Below are 22,942 nucleotides of genomic sequence, written 5' to 3' on the forward strand. Positions count from 1 at the left end.
GGGGTGGCCGAGGAGTTCGTCCGGTCGCTGGCCCGCGGGCTGGAGGTGATCACCGCCTTCGACGCCGACCACCCCGCGTTGACACTGAGCGAGGTGGCCGCGCGGACCGGCCTGGGTCGCGCGACCGCGCGGCGGTTCCTGCTGACCCTGGTCGAGCTGGGGTACGTCCGCTCCGACGGCCGGCGCTTCACGCTGACGCCGCAGGTGCTCCGGCTCGGGACGGCCTACCTCTCGGGCCTGGACCTGCCCGGCGTCGCCCAGCCGCACCTCGAGCAGCTCTCGGCGGAGGTCGGCGAGTCGACGTCGGCAGCGGTGCTGGACGGGACCGACATCGTCTACGTCGCCCGGGTCGCGACCCGACGGATCATGTCGGTCGGGATCACCGTCGGCACCCGCTTCCCCGCCCACGCCACCTCGATGGGGCGCGTCCTGCTGGCCGGTCTGGACGCGCCCGAGCGTCGCGCGCTGCTGGGGGAGGGTCCCCTGGCCGCGCCGACCGGGCGGACGCTGACGCGCGTCGACGACGTGCTGGCCGCGGTCGACCGGGTCGCGGCGCAGGGGTGGGCCCTGGTCGACGGCGAGCTGGAGGTGGGTCTCCGTTCCCTGGCGGTGCCGCTGCGCGACGCCGGGGGCGCGGTCGTGGCCGCGCTCAACGTGTCCTCCACGTCACCGGCCGCGACGCTGCGCCAGACGCTCGGGCCGCTGCGCGCGACCGCGGCCGCCGTCGAGGCCGACCTGCGGCTCGTCGCGCGCTGAGGCCACGGCCCCGCGCTGCTCAGGCGACGAAGTCGTCCCAGTTCTCGGCCAGGTAGTCCACGAACACCGGTCCCACCGCCTCCGCCGCGAGGTGCTGGCGGGTGACCGGCTGGTCCACCGCCCGGAAGCCGGCGTCGGCGACCGCGCGGCGGGCGAAGTCGTGGTGCAGGATCGCGCCGGTGCCGACCAGGACGAAGTCCGCGCCGCGCGACAGGCACCACGCGGCGTCGGCGGCCGACTTGATCTCGCCGGCCAGCCCGAGCCGGGCGCCGTGGCGGGGCAGGTCGACGACGTGGTCGACCAGCAGGCCGTCCCAGCGCTCGGTGTCGTGCGGGGCCTTGCGGACGTCCCACATCGAGACGTCGAGGTAGTCCAGCCGCCCGCTCGCCAGCACCGAGCCGGCGACCTCGCGGAACTCGCCGAGCTCGATGCCCATCCGCTCCGGGGTCAGCCGCAGCCCGACCTGGAAGTCGGGCCCGGTCGCCCCGCGGACGCCCTCGAGGACCTCGCGCAGGAAGCGGGACCGGTCCTCGAGCGAGCCGCCGTACCCGTCCTGGCGGTGGTTCGAGCGCGCGTCGAGGAACTGCCCGATCAGGTAGCCGTGCGCGCCGTGCAGCTCGACCCCGTCGAAGCCGGCCCTCTCGGCGCGGACCGCGCCGGCCACGAAGTCGGCGACGGCCTCGTGCACCTCGGCGGTGCTCAGCGCGGTCGCACCGGTCGACTCGTCGTCCCAGGGCGCCTTCGTCGGGACGCCGGAGACCTCGCTGCTGGCGCGGCGACCGCCGTGGTGGAGCTGCACCGAGGAGACCGCGCCGGCCTCGCGCAGCGACGTCGCGAGCCGGGTCAGGCCGGGGAGGTGTGCGTCGGAGGCGATCCCGAGCTGGCCGTGCCAGGCCTTGCCGGCGTCGGAGACGTACGCGGCGCACGTCATGACCAGCCCGAAGCCGCCCTCGGCGCGCGCCCGCAGCCACCGGTGCTCGTCCTCGGCCAGGGTGCCGTCCGCGTGCGACTGCTTGTTGGTCAACGGCGCCAGCGCGTAGCTGTTCGGCCACGCGGGCCCGTGGGGCAGGGAGAGGGTCACCCCGCCAGTCAACCCGTCGGCCCGGGCGGGCGGGGAGCCGGGTGCGCCGACCCGACCGTCCGGCCGATGCCCCGGGCGGCCACCTGGAGCGGCGCGACCAGCCGGGCGCGCTGCCCGCGGAGCGTCGGGACCACCAGCCCGAGCGCGGCGACCACCTCGCCGTCGGCGCCGCGGCGCACCGGCACGGCCAGCGAGCAGGCGCCCAGGCTCATCTCCTCGCTGGTCGTCGCGTGGTCCTCGGCCCGGACCCGGGCGAGCTGGCGGTCCAGCGTCCCGGGCTGGGTGACCGTGTAGGCCGTGACCCGGGTCAGCCCGGCCAGCACCTGTCGCCGCACGTCCGCCGGGGCGTGCGCGAGCAGCACCTTGCCGACCCCGGTGGCGTGCAGCGGCAGCCGCGAGCCGACGGTGCTGACCACGGGCACCGACGCGTGCCCGCCCAGCCGGTCGAGGTAGAGCGCCTGGTCACCGTCGCGCACCGCGAGGTGCACCGTGGCGCGGGTCGCGGCGTAGAGGTCGTGCAGGAAGGGCGAGGCCGCCTCGACCAGGTCGGTGTTGACCGGTGCGAGCAGCCCGACGTCCCACAGCCGCCGGCCCACGACGTAGCGGCCGTCCTCCTCCCGGGCCAGCGCACCCCAGGAGACGAGCTCGCCGACCAGGCGGTGCGCCGTCGGCAGCGGCAGCCCGGCCCGCTCCGCGAGCTCGGTGAGGCCGAGCCGCCGGTGGGCGTCGTCGAAGGCGCCGACCAGCGACAGCGCGCGGGACGTGACGCTCGCGCCGGGTGCGGCCCGCGTACGCCCGTCGTCGCCCACCGCGTCCATCCCGCCATCATCGCCCGGGAAACCCCTGGCGCCGACCTCCCGGTCCTGCCTAGCCTCGTCGGGCCCGGTCGATCCCCGACCGGTCGGAGGAGGACACGTGCAGCTGCAGAACCTCGGGTTCGTCATCCTGTCCCGCGACGTCCGCGCGGCCTCGCAGTTCTACGTCGACCTGCTGGGCTTCCAGCCGCTGGTCGTCCTGGACTGGTACGCCAGCCACCAGCACCCGTCCTTCGAGGGCGTCTTCCTCGACGTCCTCGACGCCGACCACGAGGCGGCCGGCGGTCGCCTGCGAGGCCAGGAGACGACGGGCACGATGATCGCGCTCGTCGTCGCCGACGCCACGGCGGAGCGGGAGCGCCTGGCGGGGCTCGGGGCGGAGGTCGTGCTCGACCTGCAGGACGAGCCGTGGGGCCAGCGCCGGTTCCAGGTGCTGGCGCCGGACGACGTCGTGGTCGAGGTGGTCCAGCGGATCGACCCCGACCCGAGCTGGTCGGCCGGCTGACGGACGCTGGCTCAGGCCGTGCTCGGCACCCCGTCCGGCACCGTCTCGTCCTCGAGGTCCGCCGGCACGGTGGCCAGCGCCGCGAGGGCGAGCAGGGCGGCGACCGCGAAGGCGTAGAAGCCCCAGGGGTAGGCGATGCCGGCGGTGACCAGCAGGCCGCCGAGCGAGGGCCCGACGATCGCGCCCACGCGCCCCACGCCGGCCGACATCCCGAGCGCGGTCCCGCGGACCGCGGCCGGGTAGAGGTGCCCGACGAAGGCGTAGACGAGCACCTGCGCGCTGAAGACGAAGATGCCGGCCAGGGTCACGGCGACGTAGACCAGCGGGGTGCTCTCCAGACGGACCGACAGGGCAGCGAGGAAGACCGCCGCCAGGCCGAACCAGGCCAGGACGGTCGGCTTGTTGCCGCGCGAGTCGCTGATCCGACCGGCCAGCAGCAGGCCCAGCACCGCGCCGACGTTCAGCACCAGCAGCAGCCCGGTGCCCTGGTCGATCGAGTAGCCGGCCTCGCCCATGATCGTGGGCAGCCAGGTGTTGAGGCCGTAGACCAGGAGCAGACCCATGAACGAGGCGACCCACAGGCCCAGGCTGACCCGCAGGAAGCGCCCCCGCACGACGTCGGAGCTGCGGACGCGCGCCGGGGACAGGGTGCCCTCGGGGGCCGCGCCGCGGCGGGCCAGCTCGTCGAGGTAGCCCTGGGACTCGGGCAGCCTGAGCCACATCACCGGCAGCACCAGCAGCCCGGCCACGCCGCCGACCACGAACATCGACTCCCAGCCGGCGGCGGCGATCAGCCACAGCCCCAGCAGGGCCGTCAGCACCGCGCCGACGTGGTAGCCGGTCATCATCCGGGTCACCGCGGTGCCGCCGCGCCCGGGCGTCGCGTGCTCGCTCATGTAGGCCAGCGCCGTCGGCAGGCAGGCTCCCAGGCCGAGCCCGGCGGCGAACCGCAGCACCGTGAACGACGTCGTGCTCCCCGCCAGCGGGATCGCCAGGGTGAGCACCGAGAAGAGCGCGATGCACCCGATCAGCGGGAGGCGCCGGCCGTACCGGTCGGCGACCGGGCCGATCGCGACCGCGCCGATCCCCACGCCGACCAGGCCCAGGGTCGAGGCGACGGTCAGCGAGGCCGCGGTGAAGCCGAGGTCGCCGGAGGCGGCCAGGACCGGGATCACCGCACCGAGGACGACGAGGTCGAAGCCGTCGAGGGCCACGGCGGCCCAGCACAGCCAGACGGGCCAGGCCGAGCGGGCGGTGGTGGTGGGGTCGGTCATCGGGGTGCTCCGAGACGGTCGGGGACGGGGTGCATCCGGCCACGCTGCCCACGTCCGGGTGACGGTCGCCACAGGCCGGTTCCGTCCAGCGGAAGTCGGGTGTGTCGGTCGTCTCCGCCGACGGGACACGATGGCGTCATGCCCGAGGTCGCGCCCGTCCGTTCCCACGTGCCCGTCGCCGTCGTCGGTGCCGGTCCCGCCGGCCTCATGCTCACCCACCTGCTCGCCCGGTCCGGCATCGCCAGCACCGCCGTCGACCTGCGCACGCGCGCCGAGATCGAGCAGACCCACCGCGCCGGCATCCTGGAGTCCGACAGCGTGCGGATGCTGGTCGACAGCGGTGCCTCCGACCGGGTCCTGCGCGACGGCGACGAGCACCGCGGGATCGAGCTCGGCTTCGGCGGGGGCCGGCACCACCTCGACTTCGCCGACCTCGTCGGTGCCACCACCCGGCTCTACCCGCAGACCGACGTCTTCCTCGACCTCGCCGACGCCCGCGAGCGCGACGGCGGGGACGTCCGCTTCGGGGTCGCCGACGTCGAGGTCGGCGACCTGTCCGCCCGGACGCCGGCGGTGCGGTTCACCGACGCGGACGGCGTGCGGCACGAGGTCACCTGCGACTACCTCGTCGGGGCCGACGGCTCCCGCTCGGCGTGCCGCCGGGCGGTCCCGGCCGACGCCCGACGCCAGTACGTGCGGGAGTACCCGTTCGCCTGGTTCGGCATCCTCGCCGAGGCGCCGCCCAGCGCGCCCGAGCTCGTCTACCACCACAGCCCGGACGGCTTCGCCCTCGTCAGCCAGCGCACGCCGACCCTGCAGCGGATGTACTTCCAGTGCGACGCCGCCGAGGACCCCGACGCGTGGTCCGACGACCGGGTCTGGGCGCGGCTGCAGGCGATCTGCGGCAGCAACGGCCACGAGCTCCTCGAGGGGCCGATCACCTCGCGCACCGTGCTGCCGTTCCGCTCCTTCGTCCAGGAGCCGCTACGCCACGGCCGCACCGTGCTGGTCGGCGACGCCGGGCACACCGTCCCGCCGACCGGCGCCAAGGGCCTCAACCTGGCCCTGGCCGACGTCCGGGTGCTGGCCGAGGAGCTCGAGCGCGCCGTGCGCGACGACGACCCCGACCACCTCGACACCTACTCCGTCCGCGCCCTCGAGCGGGTCTGGAAGGTCCAGCACTTCTCCTACTGGATGACCACCATGCTGCACGCGCTGCCCGACGCGTCCGACTTCGACCTGCGCCGCCAGCAGGGCGAGCTGGCCGCCGTCGTCGGCTCCCGCGCCGGCTCCACCTGGCTGGCCGAGGCCTACACCGGCTGGCCGACCACGACCACGGGAGGACCCCGATGACCGAGACGACCCAGGCGCAGACGACCCAGGCCCAGCCGACCCAGGCCCAGCCGACACAGGCCGAGGTCAGCGCCGAGATCGAGGCCGAGGAGCAGGCGTACGCCGCCCGCCCCGCCGGCACGCCCGCGGAGACCGCGACCCGGCGCGGCTGGGGGGCGTACCGCTCCAGCGTGCTGCGCGTCCCGCGCAACGACCCCCACCCCGTCGACCCCGAGGGCGTCGAGCTCTGGGCGCCCTGCTTCGGCCAGCGCGACGTCGACCCGCTCGAGGCCGACCTGACCATCCAGGGCCGCGGCGAGCCACTGGGGGAGCGGATCGTGGTCACCGGGCGGGTCCTGGACGGCGACGGCCGCCCGGTGCGCGGGCAGCTCGTCGAGGTCTGGCAGGCGAACGCGAGCGGCAGGTACGTCCACCAGCGCGACCAGCACCCGGCGCCCCTCGACCCGCACTTCACCGGCACCGGGCGCTGCCTGACCGACCAGGACGGCACGTACCGCTTCACCACGGTCAAGCCCGGGCCGTACCCGTGGCGCAACCACCGCAACGCCTGGCGGCCGGCGCACGTGCACTTCTCGCTCTTCGGCACCGACTTCACCCAGCGGCTGGTGACCCAGATGTACTTCCCCGGCGACCCCCTGATGGGGCTGGACCCGATCGCGACCGCCGTGGTGGACCCCGCCGCCCGGGCCCGGATGGTCGCGACCTACGACCACGACCTGACCCAGCCCGAATGGGCCACCGGCTACCGGTGGGACGTCGTCCTGACCGGCGCGCACCGCACCCCCCGCGAGGACGACCTCGCCGCCGCCCTGGGCGAGGAGGCCTGATGACCGCGACGCCGCCGACCCCCGGCCCGACCCCCGGACCGACCCCCGGCCAGACGGTGGGCCCGTTCTTCCACGACGCCCTGCCGTGGCCGGGCGACGCCGAGCTGGTCCCGCCCGGGCGCGCCGACGCCGTACGCCTGCACGGCGTGGTCCGTGACGGCGCCGGCGACCCGGTGCCCGACGCGCTGGTCGAGCTGTGGCAGGTCGGCCCGGACGGCCGGGTCGTGCAGCGGCCTGGCTCGCTGCGCCGCGACGGCCACACCTTCACCGGCTTCGGGCGCTGCGCCACCGACCGGGCCGGGTCCTACTCGTTCACCACGCTGCTGCCCGGGCCGCACGCCGACGGAGCCGCGCCCTTCGTCGCCCTCACCGTCTTCGCCCGGGGGCTGCTCCACCGCCTGCTGACCCGTGCCTACCTGCCCGAGGGTCGGGGTGGCACGGCCGAGGCCCTGGCGGCCGACCCGCTGCTGTCCGCGCTCGACGACGCCGGGCGGGCGACGCTGGTCTGCGACGTGGACGGCGACGCGCTGCGCCGCGACCTGGTGCTGCAGGGTCCGGGGGAGACGGTCTGGCTGACCTACCCCCGGCTGCCGCACGGCGGCTGAGCCGGGCCGGGCGGACGTGGGCGAGACTGACGGGGTGACCGACCTCCTCGTGCCCGGCGACCACCGTGCCGACGGCGTCCTCGACGACGCCGCCGTGCTCGCGGCGATGCTCCGGGTCGAGGAGACCTGGCTGGCCGCGCTGGTCGTGCACGACGTCGCGCCGCCGGCCGCGGCCCTGCCCGCCGGGGGGCTGGGCCGCCTCGTCGGCGACGGTGACCTCGCCGTGCTGGCCCGGGAGGCCGACGACAGCGGCAACCCGGTCGTCGCGCTGGTCGCCCTGCTGCGCGCGCGGCTGGAGGACGCCGGGGAGCCGGACGCCGCGCGCTGGCTGCACCGCGGCCTGACCAGCCAGGACGTCGTCGACACCGCCCTGGTGCTCGGGGCCCGCGAGGGCGTGCGCCGGGTGCGCCTCGACCTGGCCACCCAGGTCGCCCGGCTGGCGCAGGTCGTGGCGGCGCACCGCGACACGCTCGCCGCCGGGCGGACGCTGACGCAGCACGCGGTCCCGACCACCGTCGGCCTGCGCGGCGCCGGGTGGCTGACCGGCCTGCTCGACGCCGACGACGACCTCGCCGCGCTCGAGGCCGACGGCTGGCCGGTCCAGGTCGGGGGTGCCGGCGGCACCCTCGCCGCGCTGGTCGCGCAGGCCGGGCCCGAGCGCGCCCGGGCGGTGGTCGCCACCCTCGCCGAGCAGCTCGGCCTGCGCCCCGTCGCCCCGTGGCACGGCCGCCGTCGCCCGCTGACCCGGGTCGGCGACGCCCTGACCACCACCACCGACGCCTGGGGCCACCTCGCCGCGGACGTGCTCGCGCTCGGCCGGCCCGAGGTCGGCGAGCTCGCCGAGGGCGCCGGCGGCGGGTCGTCGACGATGCCGGGCAAGGCCAACCCCGTCCGGTCGGTGCTGCTGCACCGCGCCGCGCTGGCCGCTCCCGCCCACCTCGCGACGCTGCACCTCGCGGCGGCCGGCCAGGTGGAGGAGCGGGCCGACGGGGCCTGGCACGCCGAGTGGCCCGCCCTGCGCGCCCTGGTCCGTGGTGCCGTCACCGCCGGCGGGCACGCCACCGACCTGCTGGCCGGGCTGGTGGTGCACGCCGACGTCGCCACGGCCCGGGCGCACGAGGCGGCAGAGGTGCTGACCGCGGAGCAGCGCTCGATGGCCGCCCTGGCCGGGCCCGCGCCCCGTGCCGTCACCGCGGACGCCGACCCCGCGTCGTACCTCGGCCTGGCCGGTGACCTCGTCGACGCCGTGCTCGTCCGCGCCGCCACGCACCAGGCAGCCCACCAGGCAGCCCACCAGACCCGTCCGTCCCCGACCCCGGAGGTCCCATGACCATCGCCGTCCGATTCGGCCGTGGCAGCACGGCCGACAAGCCGCTGCTCGTGCTCGGTCCCTCCCTGGGCACCTCCGCCACCACGCTGTGGTCGGCGGCCGCCGACCGGCTGGCCGAGCACTTCCACATCCTGGCCTGGGAGCTCCCCGGGCACGGGCTCGACCGGGTGGTGCCCGAGGGCCCGCTGAGCGTCGCCGACCTGGCCGCCGGCGTGCTCGAGCTGGTCGACGAGGTCGGCGAGCGTCGCTTCCACTACGCCGGCGACTCGGTGGGCGGCGCGGTCGGCCTGCAGCTGCTGCTCGACGCACCCGACCGCGTCGCCTCGGCCGTGCTGCTGTGCACCGGCGCGCGGATCGGCAGCGAGCAGGTGTGGAACGACCGGGTCGCCGCCGTCCGTGCCGGCGGCACCGCCGGCCTGGTCGAGGCCTCGGCCGGGCGCTGGTTCGGCCCCGGGTTCGTCGGGCGCGAGCCCGACCGCGCCGGCGCGCTCCTGCACGCGCTGGCCGGCGCGGCCGACGAGGGGTACGCCGCCGTGTGCCAAGCCCTGGCCGGCTTCGACGTCCGCGACCGGCTCGCCGAGATCGGTGCGGCCGTGCTGGCCGTGGCCGGCGCCGAGGACGCCGTGACGCCTGTCGACGGCCTGCGCGAGATCGCCGACGGTGTCCGCGACGGTCGCCTCGAGGTCCTCGACGGCGTGGCCCACCTGGCCCCGGCCGAGGCGCCGGACCGGGTGGCCGCGCTGGTGCTCGAGCACGCGCTGGGCATCCAGCCCGAGCCGGCTCCCGCGCCGGAGGAGGCGCCGGGGGTGCCGGGCCCGACGGCGGCGGGCCCGTCGTACGACGCCGGGATGGCGGTGCGGCGCGAGGTGCTCGGCGACGCCCACGTCGACCGCGCGACGGCGGCGACGACCTCGTTCACCGCCGACTTCCAACAGTTCGTCACCGAGCACGCCTGGGGCGCGGTGTGGACCCGCGACGGCCTCGACCGACGGAGCCGCTCCATGATCACGATCACCGCGATGGTCGCGCTGGGCCACCAGGAGGAGCTGGCGATGCACGTGCGCGCCGCACGTACGAACGGGCTGAGCGTGGAGGAGATCCGCGAGGTGATCCTGCACAGCGCGGTCTACTGCGGGGTCCCCGCGGCGAACACGGCCTTCCGGGTCGCCCAGGAGGTCCTGGTCGGCCTGGGCGACGTCGAGTCGCCTGTCTGAGAGCCGGACGTGACGGGCAGGTCGCGGCGGGGGAGGCCGCGCCGTCAGCGCAGCGCCATCGACCCCGAGACGGGGGAGTCGAAGCCCAGCGCCTGGTGCTCGGCGACCCGCTCGTCGAGCTTGGCGGCGACGTCGGCGGGCCAGGGGGCGGTGCGGCGGGTCTCCATCGAGACGTGGAGGAAGATCTCCTCCATCACGTAGCTGAGCCGCTCGTGGGTGTCGTCGAGCAGGTAGACCAGCACGTGCACGGCGCGCTCGGAGCGGCCGACCAGGCGCACGCGGACCGAGATCTTGTCGCCGGTGCGCAGCTCGTCGAGGTAGCTCATGTGGTGCTCGGCGGTGAAGACGCCGGAGCCGGCCACCGTGGGCCACTTCTGCGGGATGCCGCACTCGACGAGGGACTCGTCGAGGCCCTCGCTGGAGATGCCGACGTAGTGCCGGATGTTCAGGTGCCCGTTGACGTCCTCAAAGGCCGCCGGCACGGACCGCGCGGCGTACGACGGCAGGGCGGCGAGCTCGGCGTAGCTCGGCTGGGACGTGGCAGAGTTCGAGGAGGTCACGCAGCAGATCCTAGGTGGTCGACGTCACGTGGGCTGGCCCCCGGTCTGATCTGAGACACGGGTCACGCGCCGTCCGGTAAGGTCGGAGGTCCCAGTCGAGCCCCGGAGGCCTCCATGACCGTCGTCCTGTGCGTCCTCGCGTTCCTGGCCGCGATCCTCCTGGTCGACCTGGTGCTCGACCGCCGGCTCGCGGCCCGCCTCAAGCGCGGGGGACGTGGCGAGGTCGGTTCGCAGCCGTTCAACGCGGCGGCGGAGGAGCACGGCATCGAGCGCTCCGCCCAGCAGGGTCGGGACGCGACGTACGGCAGCGGCTTCTGAGATGGGCGCCGGACTGCTGGTCGCGATCGGGGTGGCCGCGCTCGTGGTGGCCTACCTGGTCCACGACTGGCGCTCCGACCGACGGCTGCGCCGGCGCCTCGCCGACGGCGGTGCGCCGCCGCGGGGTGTCGCCGGCGAGTACGACGCCGCCGTGCACGCCCACGTCAACATGCCCCGCGCCGACGACGGCCGGAGCGGCACCGGCTTCTGAGCCGGCGCCGCGTCCGGGCGTCGTCGGTCGTGCCAATCGGTCCTAGCGGACCTCGGCCAGCTCGCTCTCCCGGGTGCCCGGGCCCTCGCGCCGGGTGGCGTCCAGGTGCGCCTGGAGCTTCTCGCCCTCGACGTCGACGTCCGGCAGGATCCGGTCGAGCCAGGCCGGCAGCCACCAGGCCTTGTCGCCGAGCACGTACATCAGCGCCGGGATCAGCGCCATCCGCACGACGAAGGCGTCGAAGACCACGGCGACGGCGAGTGCGAAGCCCATCGACTTGATGATCGGGTCGTCGATCAGCACGAAGGCGGCGAACACCGAGGTCATGATCACCGCGGCGGCGGCGACCACGCGGGCGGAGTTGCGGAACCCGTCGACGACGGCCTCGCGGGCGTCGGCCCCGTGCACGTACGCCTCCCGGATCCGGGTGACCAGGAAGACCTGGTAGTCCATCGCCAGCCCGAAGACCACGCCGATCAGCAGGATCGGAAGGAAGCTGACGATCGGCTGTCCCTCCACGAGCCCGAACGCCCCCTCCTGGAAGACCGCGACGGTGGCGCCGATGGTGGCCAGCACCGAGAGCAGGAAGCCCAGGGTGGCGGTCAGCGGCACCAGGACCGAGCGGAAGACCACCATCAGCAGCAGGAACGCCAGCCCGACGACCACCGCGAGGTAGATCGGGAGCGCCCCGTTGAGGCGGTCCGAGACGTCGGTGGTGATGGCGGTCAGGCCGGTGATGCCGAGGTCGGTGCCGGTGGCCTGCTCGGTGTCGCCCTCGGTGTCGCGCAACTCCTGGAGCAGGTCCCGCGTCGCGGGGTCGTCCGGCCCGGCCTCGGGGGTGATCAGCACCTGCGCGCCGTCCCCGGCCTCGTTGGTGCCGGCGACCTGGGCGTTGACCACGCCGTCCTGGGTGGCGGCCCACTCGGTGACGGCGCCGAAGGCGGCGCCGCGCTCCTCGGCGGGCACGTCACGGGCGTCCACGACGACCAGGAGGGGGGCCTCGCGGCCGGGGCCGAAGGCCTCGGTGACCAGGTCGGAGGCGCGGCGCTGGGTGGTGTCGGAGGAGGCGGTGCTGTCGGTCGGGAAGGCCAGGAAGAGGTCCTTCATCGGGATCGCGACCGCGCCGAGCGCCACCACGACGAGCAGCGCCACCGCGACCGGGCGCTTGCCGACCACCCGGGCCCAGCGGACGCCGTTGTTGAGCACGGCGCCGTCGGCCTCGCGGGTCGGGCGGTAGCGGCGGACGACGCCGCCGAAGGCCTTGCCGCCGACCATGCCGAGCAGGGCGGGCAGCAGGGTGAGCGCCACCAGCACGGCGACCAGCACGGTCGCGGCCGCGGCCAGGCCCATCGCGGAGAGGAAGGGGATGCCGACGACCGTGAGCGCCGCCAGGGCGATCAGCACGGTCAGGCCGGCGAAGACCACCGCGGAGCCGGCGGTGCCGACCGCCTTGCCGACGGCCTCGGCCCGGTCGTCGGTCCGGGTCAGCTCCGAGCGGTAGCGGGCCAGGATGAACAGGGCGTAGTCGATGCCGACCGCGAGCCCGATCATCGAGGCCAGGGTCGGGGTGGTCGACCCGACGGTGTCGGTCAGGCCGGTGGCGGCGGTGATGCCGGCGATGCCGATGCCCACCCCGACCATGGCGGTCAGGATCGGCAGGCCGGCCGCGACCAGGGAGCCGAAGGTCAGCACGAGCACGCCGAGGGCGACGGCGATGCCGAGGGCCTCGGAGGAGGCGCCCGGCGGCTCGAAGCTGGCCATGCCCTGGCCGTTGGCCTCGGCGGTCAGCCCCGCGTCGCGGGCGTCGGCCAGGGCGTCCTTGACGGCGTCCTGGCTGGCCGGCTCGACGTCGGTGACGGTGTCGACGTCGAAGGCGAAGGAGATGACGCCGACCCGGCCGTCCTCGCTCAGGGTGGCGATGGTGTCGGCGTTGGCCTCGGCCGCCGCGCGCGGGGTGCCGGCCTGGACCTGCTGGGCCACGATGCCCTGGCGCTGCTCGGGCCAGGCGACCGACGGGTCGGCCAGGGGCGCGTCGTCGGGCACCTGGTCGACGGCCAGCAGGTCGTCGATCAGGGCCTGGACGGCCGCCTGGTTGTCGGGGTCAGCGAGCGTCTCGCCCTCCGGTGCCGCGACGACCACGTTGACGGTGGCCTGGTCGAAGGCGTCCTGGCTCGACGGGAAGAGCTCCTGCTGCAGGTCGGCGGCCTGCTCGGAGGGGATGCCGGGGATCGTGAACTCGTCGGAGGTCGGCTGCGACAGCGTGAACGCGGCGGCGCCGACGGCGACGACGGCGACGAGCCAGACGGCGAGGAAGGCCTTCCAGCGCCGGAACGCCGTCCGGCCGAGGCGGTAGAGCAGGGTGGCCATGGGGTTCTCCTGGGGAAGCGGGCGTACGGGGCGGGGAGCGGGTGGTGCAGGTGGTGCGGGTGACCGGGGGAGCCGGTCAGCGGAAGACGGTGCGGACCTCGCGCACCACGTCGGCGAAGGTGTCGGCGAAGGCCCGGGGGTCGGCGTCGGGCCGCTCGAGGACGCGGGCGAGGGCGAGGTCGTGCGCCACGACCAGGACCCGCACCAGCAGGGTCGCCCGGTCGCGGCCGAAGCCGGGACCCTCGCGCTCGATCAGCAGCCCGGCGAGCTCGGAGGCGAGCTGGTCGAAGCGCTCGTGCGCGGCCGCGAGCAGGCGCGGCTCGCCGAGCATCACCCGGCGGCTGCGCTCGAGCTCGTCCAGGCTGAGCCCGGCGGCGTCCACGAGGGGGCGGGCCGCGACCAGCAGGTCCTCCACGAGGTCGCCGGCCGGTCCGCCGGCGCAGAACTCCTCGACGTCGGTGCCCGCGACGTCGGGCAACGGGCCGAGGACCGCGTCGACCTTGCTCGGGAAGTAGTTGAACAAGGTGCGGCGCGAGACCCCGACGGCGGCGGCGAGGTCGTCGAGGGTGAAGCCGTCGAGGCCGCGCTCCTCGGTGAGGGCCTGGGCGGTCGCGGTGATCCGGTGCGCGGTGTCCCACCGACGCAGGTCGCGCAGGGACACGCGTCCGGACGGCGCGGAGGTTGCACTCTCGGTCATGAAGTGCAGTTTTGCACTCTGGACCCCGGAGTGCACCATCGGCGCCGTAGGTCCTTGGTCACACGTGGGTGATCTCCCCGGACCCGCGGACGTCCAGGCCGCGCGCGACGACCATCCGCTGGATCTGGTTGGTGCCCTCGAAGATCTGCATCACCTTGGCCTCGCGCATGTAGCGCTCGACCGGGAAGTCGCGGGTGTAGCCGGCCCCGCCGAGCACCTGGACGGCGTCCGTGGTCACCTTCATGGCCTGGTCGGTGGCGACGAGCTTGGCCACCGAGGCCTCCCGGGAGAACGGGCGGCCGAGGTCGCGCAACCGGGCCGCCGCCAGGGTCGTGGCGCGGGCCGACTGCACGGCCGCCTCCATGTCGGCCAGCACGAAGCCGAGCCCCTGGTGGTCGATGATGCGGCGTCCGAAGGTCTCCCGCTCCCGGGCGTAGGCCAGCGCGTGGTCCAGCGCGCCCTGGGCCAGCCCGGTGGCCACCGCGGCGATGCCGAGGCGCCCGGAGTCGAGGCCGGCCAGCGCGATCTTGAGCCCGTCGCCCTCCTCGCCCAGGCGGCGCCCGGCCGGCACGCGCACCCCGTCGAGGCGCATGGTCGCGGTGGCGGACCCGGTCAGGCCCATCTTCCGCTCCGGCGGGTCGGCCACGAGGCCCTCGGTGCCCGCCGGCACCAGGAAGCAGGAGATCCCGTTGCGGTCGTCCGAGGTCCGCGCCATCACCTTGTAGAAGTCCGCGTGGCCGCCGTGGGTGGTCCAGGCCTTGGCGCCGTCGAGGACGTAGTCGTCACCGTCGCGGCGCGCGGTGGTCCGCATGGCGGCCGGGTCCGAGCCGGCGTGCGCCTCCGAGAGGCAGTACGCCCCCAGCTGCTCGCCCCCGAGCATGTCGGGCAGCCACGCCTTCTGCTCCTCGGTGCCCCGGGTGAACAGGCCGAAGCAGGACAGGGCGTGCACCGAGACCCCCACGCCGACCGAGGCCCACACCGCCGCGAGCTCCTCGAGCACCTGGAGGTACACCTCGTACGGGACCCCGCCCCCGCCGACCTCCTCCGGGTACGGCAGCCCCAGCACCCCGGCCCGCCCCAGCAGCCGGAACACCTCGCGGGGGAACTCCTCCTCGGCCTCGGCCCGCGCCACGGCCGGGGCGAGCTCGGTGGTGGCGAGGTGGCGGACCAGGCGGAGCAGGTCCGCGGTCTCCTCGGTGGGCAGCACGCGGTCGGCGGGCACGGGTCCTCCAGGGGTGTCGGGCTGACGGTCAGGGCCGAGTCGAGTACCAGAGTACGCCGCTGGGTACTGCTAGCGTCGATCCATGACCTCGGAGGTCGGGCCTCGGACGCGTCGAACCCGTGAGGCCCTGCTCGACGAGCTGGTCGGGGTGTTCCTCGCCGAGGGGTTCCGTCACCTCGGGGTCGCCGACCTGGCCGCCCGCCTGCGGTGCTCCCGGTCCACGCTCTACGCGGTGGCGCCCAGCAAGGAGCAGCTGGTGCTGGCGGCCGTCCGGCACTTCTTCCGGCGCGCCACGGAGCGGATCGAGCCGGCGGTGCGGGCCGAGCCCGATCCCGGGCGCCGGCTCGGCGCCTACCTGGCGGCCGTGGCGCGCGAGCTGGCCCCGGCGAGCGCCGCCTTCCGGGCCGACCTGGCCGGGCACCCGCCGGCCGACGAGGTCTACCGCGCCAACACCGAGCGCGCGGCCCGACGGGTGCAGGAGCTGGTCGACGACGGCGTGCGGGCCGGGCGGATGCGTCCGGTCGACGCGCGCTTCGTGGGCGCGGCGGTGGCCGAGGTGATGACGGGCATCCAGCGCGGGGTGCTGCAGGAACGGACCGGGCTGGGCGACGCCGCGGCCTACGCGGCGCTCGCCGACCTCGTCACCCGCGGCGTCGGCACGCCCGGGACATGAAGGACGCCGCGCACCCCGGGGGGTGCGCGGCGTCGTGCTCCGGGGGGTGGAGGGATCAGCTGGCGACGGCCGACAGCGTCGTGCCGGTGCTCGCCGGCGCCTGGGTGTCGGTCGCCTCGACCTCGTCGGTCTCGAGGTCTTCGGGCAGCGCGCCGCCGAGGCCGTTGGTCATGCCCCAGGCCACGGCCTGGGCGCGACGCTCGACGTCGATCTTGCGGTAGGCCTGACGGATGTAGGTCTTGATCGAGTTGATGCTCAGCGTGAGCTGCTCACCGATCTCGGCGTTGGTCAGGCCGTTGGTGATCAGCACCAGGATCTCGTGCTCGCGGCGGGTCAGGCGCAGGCCCGAGGGCGTCTGCGGGTGCACCGGGGTGGCGGGGCGCATCGGGCGCACCTCCTCGACCTCGGCGGCGGCCTGGGCCTCGGCCTCGGCGCGGGCGGCGACCTCGTCCTCGCCCGGGGTGGTCTCGAGCTCGCCGCGGCCGCTGACGAGGTCCTCGAGCGCACGGACCAGCTGGGAGGCGGTCAGTCGCTTGGACAGGTACGGGCGGGCCGTCGCGGTGGGCAGCTGGTCGGCGGGCGCCCAGCTCCACACCACCGAGGTGGCGTCGCCGGCGCGCTGCAGGTCGCGGAGCACGGCCTCGCCGAAGTGGGACTGGCCCATCGGCTCGTACAGCACGACGTCGACGTCCTTGGCCCGGGCGAGCCCGGAGCGGAGGTCGAGCAGCTCCACGCGCTCGGCGTACGGGGCGAGCATGCACTCGAGACCCGAGACCGACAGGTCGTGGTCGTCGACGAGGGCGATGGTGATCTGCGGGGTGGTGGAAGACATGGGGGAACTCCTAGGAAGCCGTGTCGGACGATGCGTCGAGCAGAGGACGTGCCTCGCGGAGCGAGGCGCGGTTGGCCGGTGGCAGGGCCGGCAGGAGCTCGTCGAGGACGGCCCCGACGAGGGCGTGCAGCAGGTGGGGGCGCAGTCGGGCCCGGGTCGCCTCGGCGACCAGGACGGCCAGGTCGCGGCGCAGCTCGCCGGTCTCGTGGTCGTCGAGGTCCGAGAGCGGCAGCGAGAGGCGGGCGAGGTGGGCGAAGTAGACCAGGCCGTTCCGCACGCTCGCGGCGTGTTCGCGCCGGGCGTCCGCGCTGCCCGGGGAGTCGTCCCCGAGAGCGGTCCCGGTCGGGACGGAGTGGAGTGCGGCGGACATGAGTCCGTCCTCTCGGTCGGGTCGGGCGCCCGGTCGAGCGCCTCGAACCCCCCGTTCTCCGCCCGTGCGGGTTTCAATCACCTCGGGCTGAAAAACTTTCTACAAACTTTGTACAGGCCCCTCCGGGCCGGACCGGCGGATCGTCCCGCGCAGGCGCTGGGGGACCAGCTGCTGGGCGCTGGCGACCGGGTCGCCCGACAGGTGGGTCGCCCCCCACGCCGCGGCCAGGGCGGCGTCGGCGCCGGCGCCGGCGATCGCCAGGGGCCAGCGGGTACGGAGCTCGGTCAGCGCGGGGTCGTCGGTGTGGAACGCGGCCCGCCGGGTCGCGGCGAGCACGACGAGGTCGGGCTCGACGACCTCGGCCGCGGCCAGCAGCGAGCGGGTGGGGGTCTGGGTGCCGAGGAACCGGGTCCGCCAGCCGGAGCGCTGCAGGACGACCTCGAACGCCTTGAGCGCCAGGTCGTGCGTCTCTCCGGGGGGACAGGCCAGCAGGACCAGCGGACCGGTGCGGGGGGCGCCGCCCACGGCCAGCGCGGACAGGCGGGACCGGACGACCTCGGTCGCGAAGTGCTCGTCGGCCACGTCGTAGTCGCCGGTGGACCAGCCCCGGCCCACCTCGTGCATGAACGGCATCAGCACGTCGCGGATGGCGGCCTCGACCGAGACGCTGCGCAGGACGCGGTCGATCGTGTCGTGCATCGCGGTGACGTCGTAGCCCACCATCGCGGCCCGCAGGTCCTCGCGGGCGACCTCGGCGTCGTGCTCGCGCCGCACCCGGTCGGCCTCCGCGGCCTCCTCGTCGTGGGCCCGCCCGGCAGCGGTGGCCCGCTCGGCGGTCAGCACCTCCGCCGCGGCGCGGGCGGCCGGCACCCCCTGGTCGCGGGCGGCGACCATCGCGCGGATCCGCCGCTCGTCCTCCGGGCCGTAGAGCCGGTAGCCCGAGGCCGAACGGGTCGGGCTCAGCAGGCCGTAGCGGAGCTCCCACGCACGCAGCAGGGTCTCGGAGACCCCGACCCGTGCGGCGAGGACGCCGATCCTCCACCGCTCGCCCGGGCCGGCGGGGCGCGCTGCGGGACCGCCGGGACCACCGTCGGGACGGCCGTCCTGCAGATCCTCGGGCACCGGCTCTTAACCTTCCACAAACATTCGACTACCCTGAGGTTACCGCAGCAGTCACCGCGCGGCCGGGCTCGTGCCCCGGGCACCGGCGCTTTCCTGGGGAGGGACCGTTGATGACACAGGCAGAACCGCTCGGCGGGCTCGTCGACTCGCTCGGCGTCCGGCACCGCCCCGAGGAGGGTGAGCTGGTCCTCGGCGCGGTCGTCCTGCTGAAGGTGATGGAGCCCGACGGCGAGATCACGATGCGGTCCGCGTGGTCGCCCGGTCTGTCGTGGATGGAGCGGGTCGGCATGCAGCACGCCGCAGCCCAGGCCGACCAGCCGGCCCGCGAGGAGCGGCGCGACGCCGTGCCCCCACCAGCCCGGCTCGATCTGGTGGCGGACCTGGCCGAGGACCTGGTCGACGAGGACGAACCGGCCTGAGGGCAGCGCCTGCCGCGGTTGGCGGGCCGGATCAGCCGACGTCGCCGAGTGTGGCGCGCAGGTGCGTGAGCATCTTCTGCAGCAGCCGCGACACCTGGATCTGGGTCATGCCCAGGCGCTCGGCGATCTGGCGCTGCGACATCTCGTCGACGAACCGCCAGGCCAGGATCTGGCGCTCGCGCTCGTCCATCGAGGCCACCAGCGGGGCCAGCATGGTCCGCGCCTCGGCGGCCTCGGCCGCGTGGTCGCCGACGTCCGCGACGTCGATCGTGCTGCCGCCGGCCTCGGTGGGCTTGTCCAGGGAGAGCAGCGAGAAGCCGTCCCGCGCGACGAGCGCCTCACGGACGACCTCGACGGACTCCTCGACCTCGGCGGCCAGCCGCTCGAGCGCGTCGGCGTCGTAGCGGTCGCGCTGGTCGCTGCTGCGCAGGATCCGGGAGTGGGCCCGCTGCACCTCGCGCGGGGGCGGATGCTCCACCCCTGGTCACGGAAGTGGCGGCGGATCTCGCCGGTGATGTTGGGGACCGCGAAGGTCAGCAGGTCCTCACCGCGGTCGGCGTCGTAGGTGGCCACGGACCGGACCAGGGCGAGGTAGGCGACCTGGGTGAGGTCCTCCAGGGGGATGCTGCGCTGGGCGTAGCGCCGGGCGACGGCCTCGGCGACCTGCATGTTGAGCTCGACCACGGCGTCCAGCAGGCGGTCGCGCTCCACCGGGTCGCCACCGTCGGCCGCCGTGGCGGCGGCCGCGAGCAGCTCGGTGGTGCGCGCCGAGCGTTCCGCCGGGGGGACGCGCCGGGAGCGGCGCTGGTGCGTGAGATCGATGCGGTCCACGATCCTGGCCTCTCCGTCGGGCACCGTCCGGTGCGGGTCGTGTTGAACCTTGTTCAACCTTGTCTCCACAAGGTTGCACAGACCTACGGCGTAAGCCAGCCACGCCGGATATTCCACCTCTCGGGGTGAGAGCGCCCCGAGGGCCCGGTGGGCAACACCGCTGTCCGGCTCCGACCGGCTCCGGTCGGCCGCTACCCTGCCGCCATGCCGACGAGCCCCCAGGGCGTGGGTTCCACCGCCTTCGAGTCGGTCCTGCTGGGTCCCACCGACCAGTCGCCGCGCCGGCTGCGCTGGCGCGTGCAGGTCCTGCTCACTTCGATGCTGCTCGCCACGCACCTGATCGGCGCCGCCGTCGTGGTCGTGCTCTCGGTGCTGGTGCTGCCGTCCACCCCGCTCTCCGACGCCAGCGTGGTGGGGCTGGCGATCGCGGTGCCCGTCTACGTCGTCGTCGCGGTGGTGGTCGGTGGCACCGCCGCGACCGTCCGCGGGCTCCGCGCCCTGCGCTGGTCCAGCCAGGGGCGCGCGCCCTCGGAGCAGGAGCGGCGTACGGCGCTGCGGCTGCCGTGGCAGCTGACCCTCGTGCAGGCCGCGATGTGGGCCGGGGCGCTCGGGGTCTTCTCGCTCCTCAGCCTCCTCCTGCAGCCCGAGCGGGCGCTGACCACGGCGCTGACGATCGCGATCGCGGGCCTGGTGGTGAGCGCCGTGGCCTTCCTGCTCAGCGAGTTCGGGCTGCGCCCGATCGCGGCACGGGCGCTGACCGGCGAGCTGCTCCAGGACGGTCGCGGCCTGGTCGGCGTGCGTCGGCGGATGGTCGTCTTCTGGTTGATCGGCACGGCCGCGCCGCTGATGGGGGTCTTCCTGGCCGCGGTCATCTTCCTGGCCGACGGCGCGCTGGGCGGCGAGGACCTGGGGCCGACGCGGTTCGCCTGGATCGTGCTGGCGCTGGCCGGGGTGGTCCTCGGCGTCGGGCTGCTGGTCACGCTGCTCACGACGCGGGCGGTGGTCGGCCCGATCACCTCGGTCCGGCAGGCCCTGCTGCGGGTCGGCGAGGGCGACCTCGACACCGAGATCACGGTGTACGACGGCACCGAGCTCGGGCTGCTGCAGGCCGGCTTCAACCAGATGGTCCGGGGCCTGCGCGAGCGCGAGGAGCTGCGCGACGTGTTCGGGCGCCACGTCGGGCGCGAGGTCGCGGACGCGGCCGCCGCGGGGTCGGTCGAGCTGGGCGGGCAGTCCCGCGCGGTCACGGTCCTCTTCGTGGACCTGGTCGGCTCGACCTCGTTCGCGACCGAGCGGGACGCCGACGAGGTGGTGGGCACGCTCAACCGGTTCTTCGCCGTCGTGGTGGAGGAGGTCGGGCGTGAGCGGGGCCTGGTCAACAAGTTCATGGGCGACGCCGTCCTGGCGGTCTTCGGGGCACCGGTCGACCACGAGGACCACCCGGGTGCCGGGCTCCGCGCGGGGCGACGGATCGCGGCCCGGCTGGCCGAGGAGGTCGGCGAGATCCGTGCCGGCATCGGGATCGCGACGGGCACCGCCTTCGCCGGCAACGTGGGCGACGAGCAGCGCTACGAGTACACCGTGATCGGCGACTCGGTGAACTGCGCGGCGCGGCTGTGCGACCTCGCCAAGGACCCGCCCCCCGGGACCGCGGAGGCGGTCGGGTCGTCGCTGCTGCTCGCCGCGATGAGCACGGTGGCGGCCGCTGCGGGCGACGAGGCCGGGCACTGGCGCGCGGCGGGCTCGACGGTGCTGCGCGGGCGCAGCGAGGAGACGGAGCTGGCGGCGCTCGCCGCCCCGGTCAGCGCGGCCCGGTGACGAGCCGGCCGAGGCCGTCCAGCAGGCGGTCGACGTCCTCGTCGTCGGTGTAGGGCGAGATCCCCACCCGGAGGCCACCGGTGTCGCCCAGGCCGAGGTGCCGTGAGGCGTGCACCGCGTAGAAGTGGCTCGCGGGCGCGTTCACCCCCAGCCCGGCCAGGAACCGGTACGCGTCGGCCGCCTCGACGCCGGGCACGTCCTCGAACGTCAGCAGCAGGGTCGGGGTGCGCCGGGCCGCCCGGGACCTCACGGTGACGCCCAGGTCGGTGGCGCCCTGCTCCACCCGGTCGCGGAGCCGGGCCTCGTGCGCCTCGACCGCGGCCAGCGAGTGCGCGAGGCGGGTGGGCCGCGGGTCCGTGGCCGCGGCGGCGGGCGCGCCCACCACGTCGGCCAGCCCGGCCAGGAAGTCGACCGCGGCGCTCAGCCCGGCGAGCAGCTCGTACGGCAGCGTGCCGGCCTCGAACCGCTCCGGCACCCGCTCGGGCGACGGCTCCAGCTTGGCCGGGTGCAGCGTCTCGAGGAGCGCGGGGTCACCGTGCAGGACGCCGCAGTGCGGGCCGAGCACCTTGTAGGGCGACCACGAGTAGAGGTCGGCGCCGATCGCGGGGAGGTCGACGCGGTGGTGCGCGGTGAGGTGGACGCCGTCGACGTGCACCAGCGCGCCGGCGTCGTGGGCGGCCTCGGTGATCGCGGCGACGTCGGGGCGGGTGCCGAGCAGGTTGGAGGCGCCGGTCACCGCGACCAGGCGGGTGCGCGGGCCCAGCAGCCCGGTGATCGCGGCGGGGTCGAGCTCGCCGGTGGCCGGGTCGAAGTCCGCCCAGCGCACGGTGGCGCCGACGGCCGCGGCGGCCGAGGTCCAGGGCGCGACGTTGGCGTCGTGGTCCAGCCGCGTCACGACCACCTCGTCCCCGGGACCCCACCCCGCGGCCAGGGTGCGGGCGAGGTCGAAGGTCAGCGCGGTCATGCTGCGGCCCACGACCACGCCCGCGGGATCCCCGCCCACGAGGTCGGCGGCAGCCTGTCGGGCGGCCAGGACGACGGCGTCCGCGCGCCGCTCCGAGGCCGTGGTGCCACCCCGGTTCGACAGCCCCGCGACGAGCGCGCCGGCGACGGCCTCGGCGACCGCGGTCGGGGTCTGCGAGCCCCCGGGCCCGTCGAAGTAGGCGGTGCCGTCGGCCAGCGCCGGGAAGTGCGCCCGGAGCGCGGCGACGTCGTAGGTGGTGCCGGTGCTCACCGCAGGACCTCGCGGACGGCGGCGGTGAAGCCGTCCACGTCGGCCACGGTGAGGGTCGCGCCCGGGTGCCGCAGCCGGCCGGTCGGCTCGATGCTATGGACCGGCTCGTGGAAGGAGACGCAGGCGCCGCGGTCGCCGTTGGTGGCGAAGCTGATCCCGCGGTCGCTGAAGGAGAGGTGCGGCGGGCCGGCGGTCTTGAGCAGGGCGTAGCCGCCGGAGACCTCGACACCGGCCAGGTTGGCGACCGGGGTCCGCAACCGCCACGGCCCGAACCGCACCCGCAGCTCGTCGTCCAGCTCCACGCCGGTGGTGGCGGCCGTGATGCCGAAGGGCAGGCCCAGGACCTTGTAGCGCGGGTCGAGGCGGAAGGCGAAGCGCTGCGTCATCCGGGCAACCTACGCGTGGCCCCCCCGGCCCCGTCCTCGCCCGTCAGGTCGGGGTGGCGGCGAGATTCTGGAGGCACAGTCGCGCGGATCAGGGTTCACCCTTCAGAATGGGGCGCGGCGGC

Annotated in this window: 25 protein-coding genes and 1 pseudogene; 12 read left to right on the plus strand and 14 right to left on the minus strand. The window is 75.3% G+C overall.

Annotated features, from left to right (window positions below; all coding sequences use genetic code 11):
- Window positions 1-3: 3 nt before the first annotated feature.
- Window positions 4-756 carry an IclR family transcriptional regulator domain-containing protein gene (locus ENKNEFLB_RS02605; protein ID WP_214057772.1) on the plus strand — a complete coding sequence of 251 codons (753 nt, stop codon included), beginning with the start codon at window positions 4-6 and terminating at the stop codon, window positions 754-756.
- 19 nt (window positions 757-775) lie between these two features.
- Here ENKNEFLB_RS02605 and ENKNEFLB_RS02610 read toward each other — a convergent pair whose 3' ends face one another.
- Both ENKNEFLB_RS02610 and ENKNEFLB_RS02615 read right to left on the minus strand, forming a co-directional pair.
- On the minus strand, window positions 776-1,837 hold the full coding sequence (locus tag ENKNEFLB_RS02610) for an NADH:flavin oxidoreductase (RefSeq protein WP_246535802.1): 1,062 nt from the start codon (window positions 1,835-1,837) through the stop codon (window positions 776-778).
- An 8-nt stretch (window positions 1,838-1,845) separates the two neighbouring features.
- Window positions 1,846-2,655, minus strand: a complete 810-nt coding sequence (locus ENKNEFLB_RS02615) for an IclR family transcriptional regulator (RefSeq protein ID WP_214057774.1) — start codon at window positions 2,653-2,655, stop codon at window positions 1,846-1,848.
- A 97-nt stretch (window positions 2,656-2,752) separates the two neighbouring features.
- Between ENKNEFLB_RS02615 and ENKNEFLB_RS02620 the strand changes: the two genes are divergently transcribed.
- Complete coding sequence (locus ENKNEFLB_RS02620; protein ID WP_214057775.1) at window positions 2,753-3,157, plus strand: VOC family protein; 405 nt, start codon at window positions 2,753-2,755, stop codon at window positions 3,155-3,157.
- An 11-nt stretch (window positions 3,158-3,168) separates the two neighbouring features.
- Here the strand turns inward: ENKNEFLB_RS02620 and ENKNEFLB_RS02625 are convergent, their stop codons facing one another.
- Window positions 3,169-4,431: an MFS transporter gene (locus ENKNEFLB_RS02625; RefSeq protein WP_214057776.1), complete on the minus strand. Its 1,263-nt coding sequence runs from the start codon at window positions 4,429-4,431 to the stop codon at window positions 3,169-3,171.
- A 138-nt stretch (window positions 4,432-4,569) separates the two neighbouring features.
- Between ENKNEFLB_RS02625 and ENKNEFLB_RS02630 the strand changes: the two genes are divergently transcribed.
- Genes ENKNEFLB_RS02630 through pcaDC form a run of 5 tightly spaced genes read left to right on the plus strand, consistent with a single transcriptional unit; the run spans window position 4,570 to window position 9,760 of the window.
- Window positions 4,570-5,784, plus strand: coding sequence for a 4-hydroxybenzoate 3-monooxygenase (locus ENKNEFLB_RS02630; protein WP_214057777.1), 1,215 nt, complete (start codon window positions 4,570-4,572; stop codon window positions 5,782-5,784).
- Complete coding sequence (pcaH, locus tag ENKNEFLB_RS02635; RefSeq protein WP_214057778.1) at window positions 5,781-6,611, plus strand: protocatechuate 3,4-dioxygenase subunit beta; 831 nt, start codon at window positions 5,781-5,783, stop codon at window positions 6,609-6,611. Before ENKNEFLB_RS02630 ends, pcaH begins: the two co-directional genes overlap by 4 nt.
- The gene (gene pcaG, locus ENKNEFLB_RS02640) at window positions 6,611-7,216 is read left to right on the plus strand and encodes a protocatechuate 3,4-dioxygenase subunit alpha (protein ID WP_214057779.1); all 606 of its coding nucleotides are present in this window, start codon (window positions 6,611-6,613) and stop codon (window positions 7,214-7,216) included. Before pcaH ends, pcaG begins: the two co-directional genes overlap by 1 nt.
- A gap of 34 nt (window positions 7,217-7,250) precedes the next feature.
- On the plus strand, window positions 7,251-8,546 hold the full coding sequence (locus ENKNEFLB_RS02645) for a lyase family protein (RefSeq protein ID WP_214057780.1): 1,296 nt from the start codon (window positions 7,251-7,253) through the stop codon (window positions 8,544-8,546).
- Entirely contained in the window at window positions 8,543-9,760 is a 1,218-nt protein-coding gene (pcaDC, locus tag ENKNEFLB_RS23270) for a bifunctional 3-oxoadipate enol-lactonase/4-carboxymuconolactone decarboxylase PcaDC (protein WP_214057781.1), read from the plus strand. The genes ENKNEFLB_RS02645 and pcaDC overlap by 4 nt, the downstream gene beginning before the upstream one ends.
- Before the next feature lie 44 nt (window positions 9,761-9,804).
- On the opposite strand, the gene ENKNEFLB_RS02655 is transcribed toward pcaDC, so the two are convergent.
- Window positions 9,805-10,320 (minus strand): thioesterase family protein, encoded by a 516-nt coding sequence (locus ENKNEFLB_RS02655; protein WP_214057782.1) that lies wholly within the window; start codon window positions 10,318-10,320, stop codon window positions 9,805-9,807.
- Between the two features lie 114 nt (window positions 10,321-10,434).
- Between ENKNEFLB_RS02655 and ENKNEFLB_RS02660 the strand changes: the two genes are divergently transcribed.
- Complete coding sequence (locus ENKNEFLB_RS02660; RefSeq protein WP_214057783.1) at window positions 10,435-10,638, plus strand: hypothetical protein; 204 nt, start codon at window positions 10,435-10,437, stop codon at window positions 10,636-10,638.
- Window position 10,639: 1 nt separating this feature from the next.
- Window positions 10,640-10,849, plus strand: a complete 210-nt coding sequence (locus ENKNEFLB_RS02665) for a hypothetical protein (protein WP_214057784.1) — start codon at window positions 10,640-10,642, stop codon at window positions 10,847-10,849.
- A 42-nt stretch (window positions 10,850-10,891) separates the two neighbouring features.
- Here ENKNEFLB_RS02665 and ENKNEFLB_RS02670 read toward each other — a convergent pair whose 3' ends face one another.
- From ENKNEFLB_RS02670 to ENKNEFLB_RS02680, 3 genes are all read right to left on the minus strand, one after another.
- Window positions 10,892-13,216, minus strand: a complete 2,325-nt coding sequence (locus ENKNEFLB_RS02670; RefSeq protein ID WP_214057785.1) for an MMPL family transporter — start codon at window positions 13,214-13,216, stop codon at window positions 10,892-10,894.
- A 76-nt stretch (window positions 13,217-13,292) separates the two neighbouring features.
- Window positions 13,293-13,913, minus strand: a complete 621-nt coding sequence (locus tag ENKNEFLB_RS02675) for a TetR/AcrR family transcriptional regulator (protein WP_214057786.1) — start codon at window positions 13,911-13,913, stop codon at window positions 13,293-13,295.
- Window positions 13,914-13,971: 58 nt separating this feature from the next.
- A complete protein-coding gene (locus ENKNEFLB_RS02680) occupies window positions 13,972-15,135 on the minus strand; it encodes an acyl-CoA dehydrogenase family protein (RefSeq protein WP_214057787.1) in 1,164 nt (387 codons plus the stop codon).
- A gap of 82 nt (window positions 15,136-15,217) precedes the next feature.
- Between ENKNEFLB_RS02680 and ENKNEFLB_RS02685 the strand changes: the two genes are divergently transcribed.
- The gene (locus ENKNEFLB_RS02685; protein WP_214057788.1) at window positions 15,218-15,808 is read left to right on the plus strand and encodes a TetR/AcrR family transcriptional regulator; all 591 of its coding nucleotides are present in this window, start codon (window positions 15,218-15,220) and stop codon (window positions 15,806-15,808) included.
- Window positions 15,809-15,863: 55 nt separating this feature from the next.
- Here ENKNEFLB_RS02685 and ENKNEFLB_RS02690 read toward each other — a convergent pair whose 3' ends face one another.
- From ENKNEFLB_RS02690 to ENKNEFLB_RS02700, 3 genes are all read right to left on the minus strand, one after another.
- The gene (locus ENKNEFLB_RS02690; RefSeq protein ID WP_214057789.1) at window positions 15,864-16,640 is read right to left on the minus strand and encodes a helix-turn-helix transcriptional regulator; all 777 of its coding nucleotides are present in this window, start codon (window positions 16,638-16,640) and stop codon (window positions 15,864-15,866) included.
- Window positions 16,641-16,650: 10 nt separating this feature from the next.
- Window positions 16,651-17,010, minus strand: coding sequence for a hypothetical protein (locus ENKNEFLB_RS02695; RefSeq protein WP_214057790.1), 360 nt, complete (start codon window positions 17,008-17,010; stop codon window positions 16,651-16,653).
- Between the two features lie 99 nt (window positions 17,011-17,109).
- Window positions 17,110-18,132 (minus strand): MerR family transcriptional regulator, encoded by a 1,023-nt coding sequence (locus ENKNEFLB_RS02700; RefSeq protein WP_214057791.1) that lies wholly within the window; start codon window positions 18,130-18,132, stop codon window positions 17,110-17,112.
- Window positions 18,133-18,242: 110 nt separating this feature from the next.
- Here ENKNEFLB_RS02700 and ENKNEFLB_RS02705 point away from each other — a divergent pair, with 110 nt between their 5' ends.
- Complete coding sequence (locus ENKNEFLB_RS02705) at window positions 18,243-18,551, plus strand: hypothetical protein (RefSeq protein ID WP_214057792.1); 309 nt, start codon at window positions 18,243-18,245, stop codon at window positions 18,549-18,551.
- Window positions 18,552-18,582: 31 nt separating this feature from the next.
- Here the strand turns inward: ENKNEFLB_RS02705 and ENKNEFLB_RS02710 are convergent, their stop codons facing one another.
- The gene (locus ENKNEFLB_RS02710; protein WP_214057793.1) at window positions 18,583-19,029 is read right to left on the minus strand and encodes a sigma-70 family RNA polymerase sigma factor; all 447 of its coding nucleotides are present in this window, start codon (window positions 19,027-19,029) and stop codon (window positions 18,583-18,585) included.
- 56 nt (window positions 19,030-19,085) lie between these two features.
- Window positions 19,086-19,220, minus strand: a pseudogene (locus tag ENKNEFLB_RS23095) (sigma factor); the annotation flags it as partial.
- Window positions 19,221-19,586: 366 nt separating this feature from the next.
- Between ENKNEFLB_RS23095 and ENKNEFLB_RS02720 the strand changes: the two are divergent.
- Window positions 19,587-21,200: an adenylate/guanylate cyclase domain-containing protein gene (locus ENKNEFLB_RS02720; RefSeq protein ID WP_214057794.1), complete on the plus strand. Its 1,614-nt coding sequence runs from the start codon at window positions 19,587-19,589 to the stop codon at window positions 21,198-21,200.
- On the opposite strand, the gene ENKNEFLB_RS02725 is transcribed toward ENKNEFLB_RS02720, so the two are convergent.
- Together ENKNEFLB_RS02725 and ENKNEFLB_RS02730 are read right to left on the minus strand one after the other, a co-directional pair.
- The gene (locus ENKNEFLB_RS02725) at window positions 21,184-22,434 is read right to left on the minus strand and encodes a cysteine desulfurase-like protein (protein ID WP_214057795.1); all 1,251 of its coding nucleotides are present in this window, start codon (window positions 22,432-22,434) and stop codon (window positions 21,184-21,186) included. The two genes, ENKNEFLB_RS02720 and ENKNEFLB_RS02725, sit on opposite strands and share 17 nt — an antisense overlap.
- Window positions 22,431-22,820: a hypothetical protein gene (locus ENKNEFLB_RS02730; RefSeq protein WP_214057796.1), complete on the minus strand. Its 390-nt coding sequence runs from the start codon at window positions 22,818-22,820 to the stop codon at window positions 22,431-22,433. Before ENKNEFLB_RS02730 ends, ENKNEFLB_RS02725 begins: the two co-directional genes overlap by 4 nt.
- Between the last annotated feature and the right edge of the window lie 122 nt (window positions 22,821-22,942).

It is taken from the genome of Nocardioides aquaticus (assembly GCF_018459925.1).
GTDB classification, from domain to species: Bacteria; Actinomycetota; Actinomycetes; order Propionibacteriales; family Nocardioidaceae; genus Nocardioides; species Nocardioides aquaticus.